The sequence below is a fragment of the Sphingobacterium sp. NGMCC 1.201703 genome, assembly GCF_047784615.1.
Taxonomy (GTDB): Bacteria; Bacteroidota; Bacteroidia; order Sphingobacteriales; family Sphingobacteriaceae; genus Sphingobacterium.
On the sequence record NZ_JBLOHD010000004.1, the window covers coordinates 372,529 to 393,042 of the forward strand.

The following is a 20,514-nucleotide window of genomic DNA, read 5'->3' on the forward strand; positions in this document are numbered from 1 at the left end:
AATAAAATTATGGATTAATCATGTTTTGGCAATTGCCATAGGACAAGAAAAGTTAAGCGCCATCCCTGTTATTGCATTGCTGATCAAGCTAAGAACATTTAATATCCAAATTTTGCCAAGCGCGCATACATCTCCACAAAAGCACATTGGTCCAGTAACCACTTGGATTTTTTAGGTTTCTCCAATGTCCAATCTGCATCAAACAGTCCATCCTGATCACGCATTTTGTGCCATGCCCATTCAAGGTTCTTCGCAAAAATGTCCATATATCTTTTATCGCCATTTTGTTCGAACAGGCTGAGATAGCCCCGCATCATCACAGCGTGAAACCATACATTACTATTCTTTAATAGCGGAAAATCTATTCCCTCCCTGCGCTGAAAAAAATAGCCTAGGCAGGCTTCCGCCAGCTGCTCCGCATCTACCAGATACTTTTTTTCTTTCGTCAGTTTATAAAGCAATACCGCAGCTTGCAGCATCTGCCCCGAATTATAGGAATATTTGGCTTTGCCTATCCCGCCATTTAACTGTATATTATCCCAGTACAGCTTGTCATCCGGATCTTGCAGGCCTGCTTTTGTCCATTCATATAAACGCCGGCCTTCATTGAGGTAATGCTGCTGCTTGGTCGCTTCAAACAGTTTTAAGGCAAACACGGCTGCCGGAGCATTGGAACAGGTATTCTTGGATTCTTTTTTCTGCTCACACCAATAGATTCCACCGCCAAGCTTATCGTCTTCACCGCTCTTCACAAAATCCCAGATCTCCTTTGCATGTCGTAAATAATCGGCTTTTTTTGTCTGCAAATAGCTGTCGGTAAAATCAATACCCAACCATATATTATCGTCGTAAAAACGGTCTGACGCCGGTGCTGAATTGATATAAGAGGCGTAGCCCACCGGTGAGCGTCTGTCGTCCCTATAGGCCTGTAGTCCTACTAGCACCTGTTGATCCAATACCTTCTGTTGTCCGGTTTTATCCGCTGACAGTTCCATCAACGCATTTACTGCGGAGAAGCTGCCCGAGAAAGGCCAGAGATAGGCATATTTTTTCTGCTGTGCCGCTTGCTCGTTATTATTCAGATAGTCTGCTTTAAAATTTTCGTCAAAGGGGTATTTTTCTATTAATAATTTGTTCTCAGTGGATCCATATTTTTCATAGATCACATCTAGGCTCTTTTGCGCCCGATCAGAAAACGTTTCTTTTTTAACCTGTGCCTGTACCGTCAGACAATATAATCCTGTCAATAGAGATATCGTCCGTATCCAATTTATTTGTTTCATCTGCATCTATTATTTTATAGGAAGCCATCGGATACAAATGCGCGTCCAATGGCTTCAGGATTTCCAATGTATTATTTTGATTTAGGTTGATAGCGCGCCAGTCCTTCAAAAAGCATCGCTGCACTGGCGTAGGCTGAAATCTCACTATTACCGATCGGTGGCTGTGCCCAGGAAGAACCGAACAATAGCGTCGGAAGGCGGGTTCCCTTGGTCCAGGCAATTTTGCCATTATTGACCAAAAACTTCTCAAACTTGGCGCGATAAGCTGCATCGATCCCTTCCAGGTTGAGATATTCAATAAAATACCGGATAAATATGCCCTTAAACAGTGCGCCATCGCCATTTCCCTCATCGCGCAGAATATTATTCCCTACATCGATACAGCGGGTAATGGTGTAGTAACTGATTTTCTGGGCATCAACCAGATAAATCTGATCATTGGTAATCTTAAAAAGCTCTACGGCTGTGCCAAGAAAGGTTCCCTGATTATAGGTCAACGTGGTGAGGTCCACCGCATCTGTCTCCCCATTAACATTATCGTACACAGCACCCGATGAGGGGTTATATAAGGTTGCTTTCTGCCATTCATAGATCTTTTTGGCCCAGGTCAGATAATTTTCATTTTTTGTTAAATTATAAAGCCTAGCTGCGAGGATACTGGCGGGTCCGTTAGAGCAGGCATTCTTGCTGTATAACATGTCTTTGCGCCAAGCCAGCCCTCCACCAGCATATTGCTCATTCCAGGCTTTGGTGATATCGGTCCATAAAAGCAGTACGGCATCGAGATATTTCTGTTCCTTAGTGGTCTCGTATAACCGCAGCATGGTCAGTGCATTCCACTCCATATCATCGTAGAACACATTGTAGTAGCTGTTGCCATTTTTCACTTTGACACCTTCAAACCATTTGCTGAAATAGGCACTGTATTTGGCGTCCTTCGTCCGTAGGTAGGCATCGATAACGACGTCCATCGCATGGGCGTTGGGCCAGTATTGAAATCCCTGATCTGACTGATTGATAGCGTTGTTGAAATACCCCGCATCATTCCAGAAACCGGAGATCATTTTATCGGATACCTGCGTAGCCACTTCCGCCCAGGATTCCTGAATCGTATCATCGTAGAGATAGGTATCTTCTACTTTTGTACACCCAAACAGTAAAAACAGCATGGATGAGATCATCACTATTTTCTTCATTATTTCTTCCCTTTAATTTGGAACAACGGTATGTGTATAATCTTTGTCTCCCTGCAAAATCATGGAGATTTTGGTCGGACGTCCATCTACAGCATCCACAAATTTCCATTTGTCATCCCATTGCGAAAGATTTGGTAATATACGCACAAAGTAATACGATGGAGCTGATGAACCGTTTGGTGGGCTATCGGTACCATTTTGGGTTCCCAATTGTATGGTCTCTGCCTTTCCTGCCCTGACCGTTTCCATCTGGAACTTATACCGTTGGTCGCGCCCCCAGCTTTCCTGCTTAAAATTGATGACACCCGTCGCTGACCAAATACCCTTACCCTGATAAGGGAGATCCAGTACTACTGCTCCGGAAGGTGAGAAATAAACACCCATGCTTTTGATTTCCGTATAGGTAACTGTCGCCACATTAAAATCAATGCGGATTCGGTATACCGCTGTCTTGGCAACGGTATTGCTGCCGCTCTCGCCCTCTTTTATCTTGGTCTGATCTTCGGAATAGAATACACGTCCATCTGCCGATTTGCGATCCGTAAAGATATATTTTTTACCGGCCTCCAGTTTTGTAAAAACCTCATATTCACCATTGCCAACAAGCTTAAACGGAATGGCCTGCGCAATAGCTGCAGCGTTCTCAGCTCCTTCACCGGTCACAAACAATTCGTCCGGAATATCAGCAAAACCTTCAAGCGTTTTGATGTTGAGCTTCTTTTTGACTTTACTCAGCACACGTTTCATACCTCGTATGGAGTACACAGACCAACTGATGTCGCCACTTGTACCCGGTTCGATTCCAGCTTTGGAGGCCACCTGGTTCAATATTTTGTGACTGATATTCGCTCCGTTTGAATTTCCGTTATTGTCCGAAGTAACCGTATACAGTGGCTGGCTGAAGTCGCCGTTCACCTTGTCAAAAACAACTTCATACTGTGCCGCTCCCCCATCTGCGACCAGAGCAGACTCCCATTCAAAATACAGGGCCGCAGAACTCGAACTCAATAATTTGACGGCTTTCCCATCTGCAGGGGCATATAAATTTTCCACCGCAGAGACGTCCGCGTCCGAATATTTCATATCATCTTTTTTGCAGGAAACGATGCCCCCAGCAAATGCGAGCATTGCCATAACTTTAAAATACCATTTCATGTCTTTATCTTTAATTTTGTGGTTCAAAACGTACATTGTTCTCTGTATCGTTTGTAACGGTTTGTTTCAATTAAATTTTAGTTTGAATACCCCTGATTATTGGGCAACAGATTTTTATTCAGGTCAATCTGTGTCCTTGGCACCGACCATAGATAATCCCTGCTCTCGTCAAATCGCCGAATATCCAATTTGATATAGCTATTGTTGCTGCCATATTTGGCACCGTTTACCTGTCCGTCCAGATAGGTTTTACCGGCTTTCCAGCGCAGGATATCGTAGTACCGTAGCCCCTCTAAAGCGAGCTCGCTCCGACGCTCATTTCGCACGACCGTTTTCAGATTACCTGTACCAGGAAAATCCAGCGCTTTACTGGCTACAAAGCCCGCTCTTTTGCGGATAGGTTTGATCGTCATATCCCATATAGCTGCATCGAGTTGCCCCAGTGCCTCTTTCGCTTCGGCATACATGAGCAGGATATCGGCATATCTGAACATAATCATATTGAGTCCCGCATCGTATTTTACGGTTGCAGTCACATCGTAATATTTCTTGACATAATAGCCGGTTGCAGATGCATTGGAGCTCGCCCCCTGATACTCGTCCAGGCGCTCTTTGTCTGTCCCTCCAGACCCCGGTTTGATGAAAATCTTGCGGACTGTGCCATCAAAATCCGTCCATTGACCACCGTGAAAAACAATTGTTGCCGCCATACGCGGATCTCGGTTGACATAAGGATTATCACTGTTGTAATTGGGGTCTGTGGCTATGGTATTTCCGTCTAGGGTGATATAGTTGTCAACAAGACTTTGCAAAGGAGCATAACCATTCAGACGTGCCTGGGCAGATATCGGCGCGGCATCATACAGTTTATTCCAGGTTTTCAGTTGGGGTACATAGGCATAATCCAGAATGACCTCCGAATTATATTCGTTCGCTGCGGCAAACAGTCCCGGATAACTTTCGAAAAGGGCGTATGTTCCAAATTCAGCTTGTTTCTTGATCAGATTCTCGCAGTACTGCACGACTTTGTTCCAGTTGCCCTCGTAGAGAAAAGCCCGTGCCTGAAAAGCCGAAGCCGCGCCTTTGGTAATTCGGCCCCTATCATCGGCAGGCAAGCCGTCTTTACTAGGCAGGTCGACCATACATTCGTCCAATTCCTGATGGATAAATGCCATAACGGTTGCCTTGGCAGTCCTCGGGATGACTTTGGACTCCTCCAGAGAGATATCTTTGGTAAAAAAAGGAACATCGCCGTAAAAATTGACCAGCCTAAAATAGAGAAATGCACGGATAAAACGTACTTCGGCAATACGGCGTTTTTTGAGCGCGGCATCCACGCCGGGTACACGGTCTATATTTTCAAGGTAGACATGGCAGGTCTTGATACCGCCATAGAGATCTGACCATTCCGAAGCAAAACGTTCCAGGGTAGGGTCTGCTGTTCCATTGCGGATAGCACGCTGGTCTGTATTGGAACGCCCCTCAAAAATATTATCGCTTAAAGCTTCATCATTCCATAAACGGTCGGCTGAAAAGAGCTGATTATAGGCCATATTGACCATTTTCTCTGCATTTTCTGGATAATTCCAGAAGTTTTCATCTGTAAACCGATCAGTTGGCAAGGTATCCAACTTATTGCAGGAAGTAAAATGGACAACAGCCATTAAACTCAAGCCTCCTATAAGTAAATTATATAGTTTCATCGCATAAATCGTTAGAATTGAATATTTAATCCCCCGCCATAATATTTCAATGTCGGATAATTGCGGGCGCTATTGGCAGATCCGCCCATGTTGGAATCAAATTCGGAGGACTCCGGGTCTATCCAGGAATTTTTGCTCAAAGTCAGCAAATTCTGGGCATTGACAAAAAAGCGTACACGTTGTAAGCCTAATCTGGAAATAACATGCTTTGGTAATGTATATCCTATTTGCAGATTTTTCAGACGAACATACTTCCCATTGAAAAGATAGAGATCGGAGTCCTTTCCAAAGTTGTTGGTGGATGCTGTAGATCCATTTGCAGTAAGTCTGGGCCATTGGCCATCAATATTTGTCGGTGTCCAGTAGTCAAGTTGATGCTGATAAATGGCATAAGAATAATTCTGGTGAAAGGGTTCGATCAATTCACCGCGGATCATCATATCCCGTTTACCAACCCCTTGCCAGAACATGCTAAAATCAAAATTCCGGTAGCTGAGGTTATAGGTCAGGCCAAATGTAAACCGGGGAAAACCATTCCCAAGCACAAACCTGTCCCGTGCATCGATTATTCCGTCGTTATTACGATCTACATATTTGACATCTCCAGGACGCAGATCTGCCGCTGTGATGCCACTTGGCAAAGCGGAAGTCTCTATATCCGAAATATTCTGGAAGAGTCCGGCCATCTTGTAGCCATAATAGGAATTGTATGGTAGACCGACGCGCGTCAGTTTGGTAATGTTATCTACGGTTGAAATCCGGTCATCTCCCGGCATCGAGACAATCTTATTGTGGCTGTCGCCCATATTAGCATTGATCTGATGCTGAAACTCGCCGGTCGCAATGCGGTAGGCCAGGTTAATTTCCCAGCCCTCATTGTTCATTTCGCCCAGATTTTGATTTTTCAATGTGGTTCCGAATGCAGATGGAATCTGTGGTGCCATTAGGATATCGACTGTACGCTTCTTAAAATAATCAAAACTTGCCGTCAGCTTATCCTGGAAAAAGGTAGCATCCAGGCCCACATTGAAATTATAGGTTTTCTCCCAGCGTAAATCCAAACTGGCGTATTTGAATCCCGCGGCGGCTACTGGTTTGTTGTTAAATCCATAGCTATTGGGATAGGATTCATACGTAAAGTAATACGAATAGTCGTCCACGGCCTGATTTCCCAGTACGCCATAGGTAGAGCGGATCTTGAGGCCACCGACATGTTCCTTATACCAGTTCATAAACTGTTCCTCCGATGCCCGCCATCCAAGTGATCCGGAAGGAAAGAATCCCCAACGGTTGGCTTTGGAGAACTTGGATGATCCATCATAGCGAAAGCTGAATTCGGCAAAATACTTGCTCTCAAAATCATATCCGGCACGACCGAAGATCGAATTGATACTATTCTGTAAAGTTCCATTAGGTGTAACCCGGGCACTGACGGGGTCGATAACTGTGCCCGTGGTCGGTGTCCCCAGTACAGGATCGGTAAACTTCATTTTAAGTTCGTTCTGCCTCCGTGTATAGGATTCATTGGATGCTCCGATCAAACCGGAAACATGATGGCTGCCGAAGGTCTTGTCGTAATCCAATAGCAACTGAAAATTCAGCAAAGAGGCTTTTTCGTTAAAATCCTCAGTATTGCGGTCCGAATTGACAAAGACCTGTGGCTGCAATGCATCCGGCGTAGCATATAGCGGTACCTGGATCCGTCTGATAAAGCGGTGGTCGGCATAAATATCTGCACCAAAAATACCACGCAGTTTCAAACCGTCGAACAGTTTTGCCTCGAGATTCAGATTGATGTTAAAATAGTCATTATCATGTTTAATATATCCACCTTCATTGAGTTCAGCCAGTGGATTTTGATCTGTCAGGGCATTATTGACCAGATATTTTCCATTATCGGCCTGCATGCGATAGTAATAATAAGAAGGGAGGCGGGAAGCATTAATAATGGCACTTCCGGCGGTATTGCTCATATTGTTGTTGCGTGTATAGGCTAAAATCGAAGTCAGTTTAAAACGTCCGATTTCGGTACTGAGGTTGGTCCGCAGATTATAACGTTTTATCCCAAAATTCTGTCCAACAAAATTGCTGGGCTGGTTATAAAAGCCTCCTGAAAATAAATAAGAACTTTTCTCACCTCCGCCCGTAACGCTGATATTATATTTTTGCTGAAACGAATTTTGCATGATTTCCGGCAGATTCCATTTCTCCATATCCTGATGGGCATACAGATCAGCAATTGCTGCCGGCGAAAATTGTGGATCCATGCCCGAATTGGTGAGCGCGAGGTTACGTAAGGTCGCATTTTCATAGCCCGCAACGGGAGAAAATAAAATTTTGGGTTGTTGCACTCCCCACTGTGTCCCAAGCGCAATCGAGGGTTTCTGATTTTGACGCCCCTTTTTGGTAGTTACTAGGATTACCCCATTTGCCGACCGCGAACCATAAATGGCGGTGGATCCCGCATCTTTGAGCACTGATACTGTTTCGATATCGTCGGGATTGATCTTGTTGAGCGTTCCGCCTTCGGTGATGATTCCGTCGATCACCACCAAAGGGGCATTGCTATTTACCGTAGATATTCCCCGGATATTGATGTTCATTGCGTTATCGTTTGGATCCATGCTTTTTTGTTGAATGGTCAAACTTGGAGAAGCCCCCTGAAGAGCCTGTGTGACGTTGCCGACGGGTCGGTCCTCAAAGGTCTTTGCGCCGATCTGGTCCACAGCACCAACAACACGCTGCCGGGTGGTGGTACCATATCCGATCACGATCACTTCCTCCAGCTGGCTATTGCTGCCTTTCATCTGTATATGCAACTGTCCCAGCTGTTCCGTAGACATCGCTGCAAGCTCCACTTGCTGCAAGTCATATCCGACAGAGGAAAAAATCAATGTGGATTTTGGAGAAAGGTTGCTGATCGTAAAACTACCATCAGCAGCGGTGGAGGTTCCAGAAGATGCATTTCCTTTGACGCGAACAGAAACGTTGGCCAACGGTTCACCTCGTTCATTGGTCACCCGCCCCTTGATCGCTGTCTGAACCGTAACCGCCAGAGGCTGTTCTGACGAGCTTGGAACCGCAGACCGGGGTTTGTCACGAATGACGACAGTCTTGTTATCCAGCTGATAGGACAGCGGCTGATCGGCAAAAATCTGGACCAATACATCGGACAACAGACGGTCTTTTACTTTTATATGGACAGGTTTGGCTGCAGACATCTGCCGTTCTGTATAAAGAAAATTGTAGCCTGTCTGTGACTTGAGCTCCTTAAATATTCTTTTAAGGCTCATATTGGAGTATTCCAATGTTACCTTTTGTGCAAAAGTCGAAGCGCTAACCTGCATAAAAGTAACCAAGATAATTATGGTCGTCAATCGCATAATAAGCCATAGTTTACGGAATAGCAAATACGCTATTACCTTTTTTCTGATATAATTTTGATACATTTGCAAGGTTTGATTTGCACTATATTCGAGTCGTCCAAAACAGAAATATAGTGCATATTGGATAGTTAAAATTTAATTGTCCCAAACAGCAACCAGATCCCCCGGGATCCTGGTTGCTCTCTTGTAGTCCACCATTGTGACTATTCGTTTTGTATAGTTCTATTCATCGGTTTATCTTCTTTAGGTGTTTATAATTCAATTATTTACAATATAATTAAGGAAGAACATACAGGGTTTTCCCTTCAATCCGAAAATGGACTGCCCCCGTATTTTCAAGCATTTTCAAGACTTGCTTTACATCATCAAAACGGGAGATCCCGCCCCCGAATTTTTCGCTTGTCTTTTTTCCCTGATAGACGACATCCACTTTATACCAGCGTGCTATTTTGCGCATTACACTTTCGATATCATCCTGATCAAACATAAATTCATGATTGGTCCAGGCAATAATCGGAGCTGTATCCACCTGTTGTATCTGAAGTATACCTTTGGCATTGAGACTGGACTGTTGTCCGGGGAGCAAGCGCAATTTTTGGTTGCTGGAAGATACTTCGACACGACCTTCCAAGAGGGTCGTCCGTAAGGCCGGTTCATCGGTATAACTATTTACATTAAAATGGGTACCCAATACCTTGATCTGCTGACCGGAAGCCTTGACAATAAAAGGGTGTTTGGGATCTTTTGCTACCTCAAAATAGGCCTCTCCGGTCAATTCCACTTCCCTTTTCCCCTGAAGCGCAAACCGAATCGGATACTTAAGGGATGAAGCGGCATTGAGCCACACCTGCGTGCCATCCGGCAGTTTAATCCGATAGGTTTCTCCTTTGGTAGTCGATAAGATATGATTGCCGGCTCCCTCGCCCGCATTTTTGTCCACTTCGTAAATCAACAGTCCATCGCTACTTTTAGAGATCTTGATCCCCATTTCAGCTGCAATCTGTCCATCCATGATTTCCTGTAGACGAACCTGTTTGCCATTTGCAAGGGTTAAAGTCGCAGATTGCATGCCAGGTGATATCAATTTCTCATGCTGCGTTTGCTGGGATACGGTATTGTCAGTTCCGTCAAAAAACCACCAGCCAGCAAAGGATATCCCAATAACGGTAGCTGCAACAGCAGCAATACGTTTCCATGACCAGAAAGATTTCACTTGAGGTTTATTCATCTGCGCATGGAGCTGTTCCCATGTATTATCCAATACCAACAGGACCTCGGGATCCTGAAGCAGGTTCTGATCAACCGGATCATCCAGCACTTCCTGGATCAGCTCCTGTAGCAGCATTCGGTCCTCGCCAGATTTTATATAAGACAGAAAGGCGCGGGAATCTTCCTCACTGAGCTCCCCATGTATATACTGTCTTAAAGTATATTGAAGTATTTCTTTTTCCACAATTGGTTATCCTCTTTTTAGCTAATACACTTCAGAAGCAAGGATCATCTGCTCCCGTCGCAATTTTATTTTATATTTTTTCAGCTTAAAGAAAATAACAAGGCTTAATGATGCTGGAGTAGGATAAAAGAGGCTATCAACAGCGTAGGCTTATCCAAAATCGCGTGTCTTTCTTTGATATACTTCGTCGCTTTTACGATGTGGTCATTGATTGTAGAAGTCGATATTCTTAACAAAGTGCTTACCTCAGCATAGCTTTTGCCTTCGATCTTACATAGCCTGTAGATCAGTCTCCGTTGGGGCGGAAGCTGCTCTATCGTTTGGGACAGCCACTGCTCGTCCTGCTTTTCGTCTAATTGTTCCTCCACATGGCTGTATAACTGTGTATTGTGGAGACTAAGGTAGGCTTGAACCTGCTTCTCCAGGTTATTTTTACGGATAAAATTATATACGGTGTATTTAGCAATCTGAAACAGGTAGGATCGAAAAGACTGTTCGGGATCAATCAGTTCCCGCTTATCCCATACTTTTATAAAAACTTCCTGTAAAAGCTCAGCGGCATCCTGTTCGGATTTAACCATTTTACGAATGTTGAGAAAGATCCGACCGCTATACAAGGTATAAATCTGGCGAAAAGCCGTTTGGCAGCCCGAACGCAAGGCCAACAGCATCTCCTTTTCTTCAATATGATCATATCTCGGTTTATACATTGTCACTCCGGTGAAAATAAAAAAAATGAATCACCAAATCCCAGACCTTTCTATCATCGTTATGACAAAACAGCAAGAACTATCCCCTTCGTTGAAAAGTAAAAAACGCTATAGCTTTATCGTATTTGGTTATCCATTATCCGTCTGAGGTCACACTCAATAAATAAATTAATTATCGACATAAAACCCGATAATAAAATCGTGTTGGCATGCCGATAAATTAAGTTTCCAACAGGTCTCCTGCTTTTATTGATATTCCATAAGATCGGATAAAACAAATATAAAAAAACTAAAACGGTTTTGCTTATTCCAAAAGAAAATAAAAAAATGATGGGACATTTGCTTTTTTCTACTCTTTCAAATAGATATTACGGATTAACCTTTGACTGAAGATATGGAGGGAACACCTTGTGAATTGGTTCATATTATCTGGTACTTTAATAGGGAGCTTATAGGGACTTTATAGGGACCTCATTCGGACCTTATCCGGATAAAAGCGTATAAAGTCCGATTTAAGTTCGAATAATATACCTGTTAAATAGGTATTATTTAGAAAGAAATATTCAACTTGTTCCCTTAATAAACAGAAAAAGCCAGGTCTCGTGAAGTAGCCTTAAACGAACACATTAACAGCTTCCGTTTCTGAAAACTCGGTAAATAGTGGAAACTGGGAAATTAAATCAGGACAAATATGAAGAATCAAGGAAATGAAAGATAGTTAATCTCATTGATGGGCCATTGGGCAATATAAAATTGAACCGTACAGAAATACTTACGAGCTGTAAACTCCTGTAATTTTAGACTAAACCATTTAGATAAAAAAATGAGCAAAACAATTTTAATTACAGGAGCCGCGAGCGGTTTTGGAAAAATTACCGCTTTTGACCTGGCAAGCAAAGGCTACGAAGTAATTGCCACGGCACAAGTTTATCCCCAGGTTAGCGACTTGATACGCGAGGCCAATGAAAGAGGAATCCAGCTTATCGTTGATAAATTGGATGTGACCAACTCGCGGGATCTAGCCTATATTCACAAAAAATATGATATAGACATTCTCATCAGCAATGCTGGTATCATGGAGGGTGGCCCTATCGCTGAACAGCCCATAGATCTGATCCGCAGTATGTTTGATGTCAATGTATTCGGGGGTCTTACACTTGCACAGGGATTTATCAAAAAATTTATTGAACAGAAAAAACCCGGCAAGATCGTATTCACCACCTCTATGGGCGGTCTTTGGACGGTGCCCTATGTTGCGGCTTATTGTGCATCAAAACATGCGATGGAATCAATTGCAGAAGGATTGAAAACCGAGCTGGCGGACTTTGACATCAAGATCGCAACATGTAACCCCGGCATATTTGACACAGGATTCAATGATCGTGGCGTAGAAAGTATATTCCGCTGGTACGATCCCGAGATCAATTTTACACCAGCCTCCGTATTTGATGGTATTGCGGATTCGTTGAGTAATCAGTTGGATCCACAAGGGATGGCCGACTGTATCGTAAATGTGGCACTGGACGAGAATTCCAATTTTAGAAATGTTTATCCGAAGGAAACCGAAGATTTTGTAAAACAGCTTCAGATGGAAGCATGGGCAGCAAAAAGTTAATTAATCAACAATACTCCATGAGCACAGCTAGCTGCTGTGCTCTTCTCAAAAAAGACAGAATATGAATATAATCTATAGTCAGGCAACCCAAATATTGAATGCATCTATTGCAAAAGCAAACGAAATAGGGATTCCGGTTAGCATAGCAATTGTAGATAAGGGCGGACATCTCATGGCCCTCGCAAGGCTAGACAGTGTCTTTGGTGTAATCGATTTCGCACTAAAAAAGGCTAAGACTGCAATCATGTTTGGCGTAGACAGCGACGTAATGGGCAGTATTATTGCAGGAGCGGAAATACACTTCTATGGAATGATCAACTCCAACGAGGGCTTGTTGACGATACCCGGTGGAATAGTCATAAGAGATGCAGAAGGTAATCCTATTGGAGCTATCGGCTGCTCCGGCGGAACTCCCGAACAGGATAAGGAAATTGCAAGCGCCGGTAGTCAGATAATTCTTTAATTTAATGATATTTGTATCATGGCTGCAACCCGCGAAATAATATTCGATAGATTGGTATATTCCTGTGCGTTTGAAAAACATAGAGGATCCGAGGAATTCTATCCGGATCATTTCTTGGGCTTTCAACTTGCAGGTGAAACACATGCTTTTCATGAGCAGGGATTTACTATTATCCGTGAAAACATGGTTGTACTGGTCAGGAAAAATCAGCTTGTCCGCACAATAAAATACCCCTCAAAATCAGGAAAGTATAATTTCATTGCAATAACATTGGACAAAGAATGCTTAAGGCGCTACGCTTTTGAGAATAAAATTGTCATAGAAAGTCCATATGGAGGAAAACAAAAATTATTCTTTGAGCCCAATGAGTTCCTCTCCAGTTATTTTATTTCGCTTGCTCCATATATAAATAAAACAAAGCAAGCTACGCCGAGGCTTGCGGATATCAAAGTCAGGGAGGCCATCGAGCTCCTACTTGATAGTAACCCTGACTTAAAATATATCCTATTTGATTTCACTGAAGCATATAAAATTGATCTGGAAGAATTTATGAATAACAATTATATGTTCAATGTTCCAATAGAATCATTTGCAAAACTTACTGGACGCAGTATATCGGCATTCAAGCGTGATTTTGCCGAACTTTTTCACTGCAGTCCGAAATTATGGCTCAAGAATAGACGTTTGGAAGAAGCTTATTATCTGATCAAATACAAACAACAAAAACCAACAAGCTTCTATTTGGACATCGGTTTTGAAAACCTCAGCCATTTCTATTCGTCATTCAAAGAAAAATATGGCTTGACAACTTCAGAAATCTAGTATTCTTTTTGGCTTATAGTATCTCATAGGCCTATGTTTTTTCTGAAAGTGTCTGTTTTCTATTGGTCAGAAAGAACCTTCAGTTGACTTTCATGGCTGTTGGCGCTTATAAGAACATGAAGGCTCTTCCGATCCGAGTAACTTCTCTTACTGCAATTTTATCAACAGTTCAGATATGATTGTTGACTATCCGTAGCAGACTCCCTGGAATAAAATTAATTTGGATTAGCATTTGTCATACTATTTATACTAACTTTATTCGTTATAAACCGACTTGACATGGAAACTAAGATATTAACTGACAGACTATTACTGAAGCCCATCGAACTATCCGACCTTCAAGATCTATATCATCTCAGAACCAATCCGCAAGTTGCTAAGTATATTCAGAGAGATGTCAATAAAAATCTCGACGACATCAGACAGTTTATAGCGCTCGTCATAAAAAATAATTTTTACTTCACGATCCGTACCCTTGAGCGGAATGAATTTATTGGAACGATCACCTTATGGAATATCGACCGAAGTATAAATTATGCAGAAATAGGCTATGAGCTGCTGCCTGACTTTCAGGGTAAAGGATTGATGAGCGAAGCTGTAAAAGCCATGCTAGATTACGCTTTTAATAAAGCAGGCTTTGAAATTATTGAAGCACATACACATCGCGAAAATACAGCATCCCGGAGACTTCTGGAACGAGTGGGTTTTAAACTGGTACCAGATAAAATCGATCGGGATAATTTGGATATTGCTGTTTATGGAATAAATAAAACGGAGCCGGAAAATGCTTTTTGATCAACTACTATAATTCAGTAAATTCATAACGTCATTACATACGGGAAACAAAGGATGAAATTCAGCTTTTTAATTATATTGCTACTGACTTATAGCATTGGCTACGCACAGCACACTGAAATTAACGTGTCAAAAAAAGCCAGGATCAGCCATATTATCTCGCTATTTAAGCAAAAGAACTTTGATGATATTTCAACGATCATAAAATACCCATTGAAGCGGGAAAATCCTATTCCGGACATCAAAAACCCAAGGGAATTTGAACAACGGTCTCATGAGATTTTTGATCAAACACTTATTGATCTGATCGCCGGTTCAACAACCGAGCAATGGACTGAAGTTGGATGGCGGGGTATCATGCTTGATCATGGTACTGTATGGATCGATAGCGATTTAGGAGAAATAACGGCTATAAACTATCAGAGTCCTGTTGAAAAGCAATTAAAACAAACATTGATCCAACAACAGAAGGATCATATCCACCATTCTTTAAAGGAATTTAAAAATCCGGTATATACGATACGAACTAAAAAGTACCGCATCAGAATAGATGAACTTACCAACGGTAAATACAGATATGCTTCATGGAAAATCGGGAGCAAAGAAAACGCGCAACCTGATATCATCCTGAATAATGGCGAACTGGATTTTAATGGAAGTGGCGGTAACCATGTCATTACCTTTACAAACAGGAATTATAACTACAAAGTATACCGGAATATTCTTGCCGAAAAAAATGCCGCTGCTATCACCCTGGATGTGGAAAAAGATAAGCGAAAGATTTTGAGCCAACGCGGCACATTAATAGCAGATTAAAAAGACTGTTTGCTAACTTAGCAGCCATTAACAAGCGATATTACCAGATCAATATCCTTTTAATAGAAACTGCTGTTGATCACCCAAACATTAGAAAACGCATAGAGCAATTCAATTATTGTAAAAAAACACTAGTTCGTGGAAAAAAGAGAACTATCTTAAACATAAAAAGCCAGATCTCGCGATATGGCTTTCCAACATATATTATTTTAAACAACCTGCTTATTTATACGAATTAATAGATTTGGCCACTTTCCAGCTATCACCCTCACGGACCAAAGTTACGAGGTCAGTCATGGTGAAATTCTCAAATTTCATGGTTACTTTTGCAACCATGTAATCTGCTGACTTTTCAATGATTTGCGCGCTCACATTACAGTTCAACTTCTCTCCTCTTTGTTTGTTGAAGAATTTGATTACCTCACTACGGCTATTTGTTAGTGCAGTTTTAGATTGAATCTTCTGATTAAAATCGTCGGTAAATAATTGCTCTATTCCTGCTGATTCGCCCTTTGTAGTCACTGCCACATAATGATCAAGTGCAAATTCTGGCGTAGAAAGGTTTACTAAAGCTTTTTCTGATTTGCTGGTTATTTTTTCAGTTGCCATAATCAAAGTAGTTACCGCGATTAAGGCGATTGTGGCGAATGTTTTTACTAGCGTTTTCATATTGTGTTTATTGGATCTGTTTATCTATTTTTATTTGTTGATTCAAAACTACGACACAATACTTCTCTAGCCTACGGACTTTAGACAAATGAACTGGAAAACTCGGTGAGTGGCAAAAATGGGAAGGTGAATAACGTAGAGATAGGTGATTCAGCTTAAGTTGTCAATCTCCCCTTGAATATTTTTACGTGCTTGATGTTCATATTTATCAAAAAATAAATCCGTTTTAAAGATCCTTTCCATATTGAGAAAATGTTGCAGAATCTGTTTCCGTCCACGATCAAAATAAATGGAATCTCCATATTCTTTACGAATGCCAGCGGCATATTTTGCATAAGATCCCTTATCAGCCCCCAATATTGACATATCAGCATCTATAAAGTAATTTATATCAGAAGAACTATTGCCGGCATGAGTCTTTGTGGCTAATATCATCTCGCTGCACAAGCTAATCAAATCTGCCGGATAATGCAATCTATTTAGATGGCCTGCAGCTACGATTGCGCTCTTTTCTTCATTCGTACCATCCATCGTAAAATAGACGATGTCATGATAGATCATTGCCAAATATGCTGTGGGATAATCTGACAATTGATCTTTGCAAAGATTCAACTGATCACTAAAATGCTGTAGATGTATTAACGTATGATAGCTCCTTCGCTGATCAGAATATGATGCAATAATTTCGTTCCAACAAGATTCCATTAACAAAATATCACTTGTATATGGCTTCAGACACAAAAAATAAGTCTCTTTCATATTTAGCATCTCAATGATTATAAATAAAGCTAACTATTTTTATGATCATATTCGTTTTCAAACAACTTATGTGGTTAACTTTAAATACGAATTTAAAACTGAGCGAAAAATGAAAGCGGTTAAAACACTTTATACCTTCCTGTTATGGGCGATCATAATCTTACCTAGACTGACCAATGGCCAACAATTGCCCCAGATTCCCAAAGGATACTGGATCGCCTGCGGCGATGACAAGGTGATTATTATTAATCCGTCAATCCGCTCAGATAGTTCAGCAGTGATCTGGAAATGGCAGTTCAAGGAGAGCGCGGATCAGATACCGGAGGAATATGGCAACTATTTTAAGTCAATAGATGAATGCAAACCAGTGTTTGCGAATAAAAAGATCCTGATTACATCATCCACTGGAGCAACCTGCTTATTAAATATCGCCGATAAGAAAATTGAGTTCTATGCGAAGACACCTATGGCTCATTCAGCAGACCTATTGCCGGGCAATCTTGTGGCTGTGGCAAACTCAACTCATCCCAAAGGAAACTCCTTGGAGCTTTATCGATTGGAGCAGCCGGAAAAACCAATCTACAAAGACAGCCTCTATTCGGGGCATGGCGTAGTCTGGAACAACAAATTAAAGCAATTATTTGTGCTTGGTTATGACGATCTGCGAACGTATACATTGACGGAGGCTAAAAACAGTTTAACTCTTGTCCATACAATAAAAATCCCTGGACTGGGCGGACACGATCTTTCCTTAATAGACGACGATCGTCTTCTGGTTTCCTCTACAGATGCTGTGGCTATTTTTTCCATAAATGAACGGAAATTTGATCCATTCATTCCTTTGGCCGATACACATCATATAAAATCTGTCAACTGGAATGCAAAAACAAACCGTCTCGTATACACCAAAGCGGAAGAAAGCTGGTGGACATTTAATATATATGCAACCAGTCCGAATCAAAAAGTACATATACCGACATTGAAGCTTTATAAAGTACGCGTTTGCTATTAAGGGCACTGAGCTTTTGTTCAATAAATAAGAATGACAACCGCCCCCCTACAGACTTCTTTTCAAAAACTAATTCTCGGCGTCCTTTTTTGCTAAAAGAATTCATGGGTTTGTCTTGAGTTGAATAGGTAAAATAGCAGCATGGTTTTGAAATCCAGTTTATAACTAATATCTTAGTTATATAAAACTAAAACATTAGTTATGAAAATTTATCTGGTTTTATTATTCATTATAACTGGTCAGTGGAGCTATGGACAGCTCACAATAAATAAATTATTTGCATTACATGATCAGATCGCCAATAATCATCCCGAGAACTACCAGTTTGTCGTACAGGAACTCAATAAACTTGCCGTGGACAGTATGGAAGATAGGGCCAAGCCTCTTTTCTATCAGCTATTGTCCTCACACCATGCTGCTCTCGGAGATTATGAAAGATCACGGTTCTATTGGGATCAACAATATGCCCAATGGATCTCCGAATATAAGATCACCTATGATACTATTTTTTACAAACAGCATCAATTTGTTGACGCCAAAAACTACATTTTGCAACGATCAAAAAGAGAGCAGGTTGTCATGATCAATGAAGCGCACAATATTCCATATCACCGCGCTTTTGTCTTACAATTATTAAAGGGATATCGTCAACTAGGCTTTAAATATCTCGCTATTGAAACACTATTGGATGATAGCATAAATACAACTCAACAGGTAACGGACACAACAGGGTTCTATAGTCGCGAGCCACTGTTTGCAGAAATGATCCGTGAAGCACTACAGCAGCACTTTGTATTAATAAAATATGAAGCCGACGAAAATACGGCAACTCCGCGAATGCGGGATTCGTTGCAAGCGGCCAACTTAGCCAGCGTTCTAAAAAACGATCCTGACGCTAAAATACTTGTTTACGCGGGCTATGATCACATACAGGAAGAGACTCAGAACAAATGGAAAAAAATGGCACATTTTTTTAGAGAAATGACCAATATTGATCCTTTAACGATCTCACAAAGCAAACATATCGAACAATATCATCCTGAGCTAGAAACTGCTGAATTTCGGACAGTACATAAATTTGGTTCGTTCAATGATCCCGTTGTTGCCTTGAAAAATGATACCGCATGGCATGATAAATTTGTTGATATTTCTATATTTTACCCTCGCTATTTGGTGCCGGATAAACGACCAACTTATTTAACGGTCGGCGGACTGCGAAAAGCTGTCACATTGCGGACCAGAAAAAAAGAGCAAGGACTTTTTGTACAGGCCTTCTATGCAAACGAAAAAACGGGGCACCGCATACCAGCCGATCAGATTTTTATAAAAAAACCAGCGGAACAACTTTATTTAAGACCGGGAAAGTATATGCTCGAATTCAAAAATTCGAATGATAAAATTGTAAAAAAAGAACCTATCCAGGTTGTCGATTAAAAACCTACAAAAAAGCCACATCTCACGACGTGGCTTCTAAACTAAACTTATAAACTTATGATTCACTAGTAGTCAGGCTATGAGCTAACTTGACTCACCACTAGTTTTTAACTTTTTGTCTTATTTGCATGCATTTACAGATCTGGACACTTTCCAATTTTGCCGTTATCGACTAAGGACACGAGATCTGTCTTGGTAAAACCGTAAATTAAATCCTGGTCAATTTTTCATATTAATCTTGTGAGATTCACTTCACATCTAAATAATTTTCCTTTATTTGCGATGAAGTTATCTCCAGTACCGTTATCTATATCTATACTAACGACGGTTCGTTCTTCTAATCTGTTGAATCAAAATTATAACAAAAAAGCTCTCTGGCCGATGGACTTTAGGTCAACAGCTCTAAAAACTCGGTGAATGCAGGAAATAGGGAGGTAAACATTGAAAATCTTTTTAGAAATCTGAAAAAAATATTTATGGCTGAGCATATCTCCTATATCCAAGTAATTAAAGTACCCATCACCGCGGATCTGGTACTGAGTCCCACTGTTTTATACGATGAAAATGGAACTTCTATCTGCTTTGAAACGGAGGATGAACAGTTTGGTAGAATCACCATACAAAAGATGGATGGAATCAAAATCTGCCGTGGGGAAATTCCTCCATATCATGACCCCAGAAAAAACTGGGAAGACTTTGAGCCCGGTACCTGGGTTTATAGGGTTGAAAACTCCAAATGGCTGATGGAAAGATATCATTATGAAAAAAAGCACTATGGTCAGTCGTATGACTGGGGCAATTCAGTGGAAGAAATGCTGACAGACTATAGCCATTATTATTTTTCCTTTCATGACGAATTTGTAGAAGTCATTGCCAAAGGTTTCTGGTGGGAAAAAGCTGAACAGAGCTTACAGGGGAAACCATTGTCAGACGGTCACCCATTTCTCAAATTGCAAACTGATTTTACAGCAGAACTCAAGATCAACGATGGAAGATTTTATATAAAAATAAACCCTAAATCACATCAAGAGCTCAATAAAGATGTGCGTTTTTGTCATCAAACTATTATGGAAGTATGGGCAAGGATTAAGGGCGAATATTATCAGGAAGGAACAGTAAAAATAAAAGAAAATAAAGGGGGTATTTTATCTTATTATCAACCACAGTTTGGAAAAGAAATCATTGTAAAAAAAGGCATTGCGAATCTAGCTGATCTGGAAGACATCTTACTGTCTAGATCTTAATA

Annotated in this window: 17 protein-coding genes; 8 read left to right on the forward strand and 9 right to left on the reverse strand. The window is 41.3% G+C overall.

The window, feature by feature from the left end; all coding sequences use genetic code 11:
* Positions 1–98: 98 nt before the first annotated feature.
* The 7 genes from ACK8HY_RS09935 to ACK8HY_RS09965 form a co-directional block, all read right to left on the reverse strand.
* Positions 99–1,283 carry a glycoside hydrolase family 76 protein gene (locus ACK8HY_RS09935; protein ID WP_416133533.1) on the reverse strand — a complete coding sequence of 395 codons (1,185 nt, stop codon included), beginning with the start codon at positions 1,281–1,283 and terminating at the stop codon, positions 99–101.
* Between the two features lie 71 nt (positions 1,284–1,354).
* Positions 1,355–2,479 carry a glycoside hydrolase family 76 protein gene (locus ACK8HY_RS09940; protein WP_416133534.1) on the reverse strand — a complete coding sequence of 375 codons (1,125 nt, stop codon included), beginning with the start codon at positions 2,477–2,479 and terminating at the stop codon, positions 1,355–1,357.
* Positions 2,480–2,491: 12 nt separating this feature from the next.
* Entirely contained in the window at positions 2,492–3,634 is a 1,143-nt protein-coding gene (locus ACK8HY_RS09945) for a SusE domain-containing protein (RefSeq protein ID WP_175992129.1), read from the reverse strand.
* A 77-nt stretch (positions 3,635–3,711) separates the two neighbouring features.
* A complete protein-coding gene (locus ACK8HY_RS09950) occupies positions 3,712–5,337 on the reverse strand; it encodes a RagB/SusD family nutrient uptake outer membrane protein (RefSeq protein WP_416133535.1) in 1,626 nt (541 codons plus the stop codon).
* Positions 5,338–5,348: 11 nt separating this feature from the next.
* Positions 5,349–8,786 (reverse strand): TonB-dependent receptor, encoded by a 3,438-nt coding sequence (locus ACK8HY_RS09955; RefSeq protein ID WP_416133536.1) that lies wholly within the window; start codon positions 8,784–8,786, stop codon positions 5,349–5,351.
* A 214-nt stretch (positions 8,787–9,000) separates the two neighbouring features.
* Positions 9,001–10,176, reverse strand: a complete 1,176-nt coding sequence (locus ACK8HY_RS09960) for a FecR family protein (protein WP_416133537.1) — start codon at positions 10,174–10,176, stop codon at positions 9,001–9,003.
* Between the two features lie 104 nt (positions 10,177–10,280).
* Positions 10,281–10,886, reverse strand: a complete 606-nt coding sequence (locus ACK8HY_RS09965; protein ID WP_077438614.1) for an RNA polymerase sigma factor — start codon at positions 10,884–10,886, stop codon at positions 10,281–10,283.
* Positions 10,887–11,709: 823 nt separating this feature from the next.
* Between ACK8HY_RS09965 and ACK8HY_RS09970 the strand changes: the two genes are divergently transcribed.
* The 5 genes from ACK8HY_RS09970 to ACK8HY_RS09990 all read left to right on the forward strand — a co-directional run bounded on the left by ACK8HY_RS09970 (position 11,710) and on the right by ACK8HY_RS09990 (position 15,397).
* Positions 11,710–12,501: an SDR family oxidoreductase gene (locus tag ACK8HY_RS09970; RefSeq protein WP_077438613.1), complete on the forward strand. Its 792-nt coding sequence runs from the start codon at positions 11,710–11,712 to the stop codon at positions 12,499–12,501.
* A 61-nt stretch (positions 12,502–12,562) separates the two neighbouring features.
* The gene (locus ACK8HY_RS09975) at positions 12,563–12,964 is read left to right on the forward strand and encodes a GlcG/HbpS family heme-binding protein (protein ID WP_077438612.1); all 402 of its coding nucleotides are present in this window, start codon (positions 12,563–12,565) and stop codon (positions 12,962–12,964) included.
* A gap of 18 nt (positions 12,965–12,982) precedes the next feature.
* Positions 12,983–13,786, forward strand: a complete 804-nt coding sequence (locus ACK8HY_RS09980; RefSeq protein ID WP_077438611.1) for a helix-turn-helix domain-containing protein — start codon at positions 12,983–12,985, stop codon at positions 13,784–13,786.
* Between the two features lie 279 nt (positions 13,787–14,065).
* Positions 14,066–14,581 carry a GNAT family N-acetyltransferase gene (locus ACK8HY_RS09985; protein ID WP_416133538.1) on the forward strand — a complete coding sequence of 172 codons (516 nt, stop codon included), beginning with the start codon at positions 14,066–14,068 and terminating at the stop codon, positions 14,579–14,581.
* A gap of 54 nt (positions 14,582–14,635) precedes the next feature.
* Entirely contained in the window at positions 14,636–15,397 is a 762-nt protein-coding gene (locus ACK8HY_RS09990; protein WP_416133539.1) for a hypothetical protein, read from the forward strand.
* 222 nt (positions 15,398–15,619) lie between these two features.
* On the opposite strand, the gene ACK8HY_RS09995 is transcribed toward ACK8HY_RS09990, so the two are convergent.
* Together ACK8HY_RS09995 and ACK8HY_RS10000 are read right to left on the reverse strand one after the other, a co-directional pair.
* Positions 15,620–16,066 carry a nuclear transport factor 2 family protein gene (locus ACK8HY_RS09995; protein ID WP_416133540.1) on the reverse strand — a complete coding sequence of 149 codons (447 nt, stop codon included), beginning with the start codon at positions 16,064–16,066 and terminating at the stop codon, positions 15,620–15,622.
* Positions 16,067–16,216: 150 nt separating this feature from the next.
* Positions 16,217–16,825: a hypothetical protein gene (locus ACK8HY_RS10000; RefSeq protein WP_416133541.1), complete on the reverse strand. Its 609-nt coding sequence runs from the start codon at positions 16,823–16,825 to the stop codon at positions 16,217–16,219.
* 109 nt (positions 16,826–16,934) lie between these two features.
* Between ACK8HY_RS10000 and ACK8HY_RS10005 the strand changes: the two genes are divergently transcribed.
* From ACK8HY_RS10005 to ACK8HY_RS10015, 3 genes are all read left to right on the forward strand, one after another.
* Positions 16,935–17,837 (forward strand): DUF6528 family protein, encoded by a 903-nt coding sequence (locus ACK8HY_RS10005; protein ID WP_416133542.1) that lies wholly within the window; start codon positions 16,935–16,937, stop codon positions 17,835–17,837.
* Between the two features lie 198 nt (positions 17,838–18,035).
* Positions 18,036–19,268 carry a hypothetical protein gene (locus tag ACK8HY_RS10010; protein WP_416133543.1) on the forward strand — a complete coding sequence of 411 codons (1,233 nt, stop codon included), beginning with the start codon at positions 18,036–18,038 and terminating at the stop codon, positions 19,266–19,268.
* 476 nt (positions 19,269–19,744) lie between these two features.
* Positions 19,745–20,512 carry a hypothetical protein gene (locus tag ACK8HY_RS10015; protein WP_416133544.1) on the forward strand — a complete coding sequence of 256 codons (768 nt, stop codon included), beginning with the start codon at positions 19,745–19,747 and terminating at the stop codon, positions 20,510–20,512.
* The last annotated feature ends 2 nt before the right edge of the window (positions 20,513–20,514 follow it).

What these genes read in the sequence shown, in the direction of transcription:
- ACK8HY_RS09935 (WP_416133533.1), bottom strand. Translation starts at nt 1,283, where the DNA reads ATGAAACAAATAAATTGGATACGGACGATATCTCTATTGACAGGATTA.
- ACK8HY_RS09940 (WP_416133534.1), bottom strand. Translation starts at nt 2,479, where the DNA reads ATGAAGAAAATAGTGATGATCTCATCCATGCTGTTTTTACTGTTTGGG.
- ACK8HY_RS09945 (WP_175992129.1), bottom strand. Translation starts at nt 3,634, where the DNA reads ATGAAATGGTATTTTAAAGTTATGGCAATGCTCGCATTTGCTGGGGGC.
- ACK8HY_RS09950 (WP_416133535.1), bottom strand. Translation starts at nt 5,337, where the DNA reads ATGAAACTATATAATTTACTTATAGGAGGCTTGAGTTTAATGGCTGTT.
- ACK8HY_RS09955 (WP_416133536.1), bottom strand. Translation starts at nt 8,786, where the DNA reads ATGTATCAAAATTATATCAGAAAAAAGGTAATAGCGTATTTGCTATTC.
- ACK8HY_RS09965 (WP_077438614.1), bottom strand. Translation starts at nt 10,886, where the DNA reads ATGTATAAACCGAGATATGATCATATTGAAGAAAAGGAGATGCTGTTG.
- ACK8HY_RS09970 (WP_077438613.1), top strand. Translation starts at nt 11,710, where the DNA reads ATGAGCAAAACAATTTTAATTACAGGAGCCGCGAGCGGTTTTGGAAAA.
- ACK8HY_RS09975 (WP_077438612.1), top strand. Translation starts at nt 12,563, where the DNA reads ATGAATATAATCTATAGTCAGGCAACCCAAATATTGAATGCATCTATT.
- ACK8HY_RS09980 (WP_077438611.1), top strand. Translation starts at nt 12,983, where the DNA reads ATGGCTGCAACCCGCGAAATAATATTCGATAGATTGGTATATTCCTGT.
- ACK8HY_RS09985 (WP_416133538.1), top strand. Translation starts at nt 14,066, where the DNA reads ATGGAAACTAAGATATTAACTGACAGACTATTACTGAAGCCCATCGAA.
- ACK8HY_RS09990 (WP_416133539.1), top strand. Translation starts at nt 14,636, where the DNA reads ATGAAATTCAGCTTTTTAATTATATTGCTACTGACTTATAGCATTGGC.
- ACK8HY_RS09995 (WP_416133540.1), bottom strand. Translation starts at nt 16,066, where the DNA reads ATGAAAACGCTAGTAAAAACATTCGCCACAATCGCCTTAATCGCGGTA.
- ACK8HY_RS10000 (WP_416133541.1), bottom strand. Translation starts at nt 16,825, where the DNA reads ATGAAAGAGACTTATTTTTTGTGTCTGAAGCCATATACAAGTGATATT.
- ACK8HY_RS10005 (WP_416133542.1), top strand. Translation starts at nt 16,935, where the DNA reads ATGAAAGCGGTTAAAACACTTTATACCTTCCTGTTATGGGCGATCATA.
- ACK8HY_RS10010 (WP_416133543.1), top strand. Translation starts at nt 18,036, where the DNA reads ATGAAAATTTATCTGGTTTTATTATTCATTATAACTGGTCAGTGGAGC.
- ACK8HY_RS10015 (WP_416133544.1), top strand. Translation starts at nt 19,745, where the DNA reads ATGGCTGAGCATATCTCCTATATCCAAGTAATTAAAGTACCCATCACC.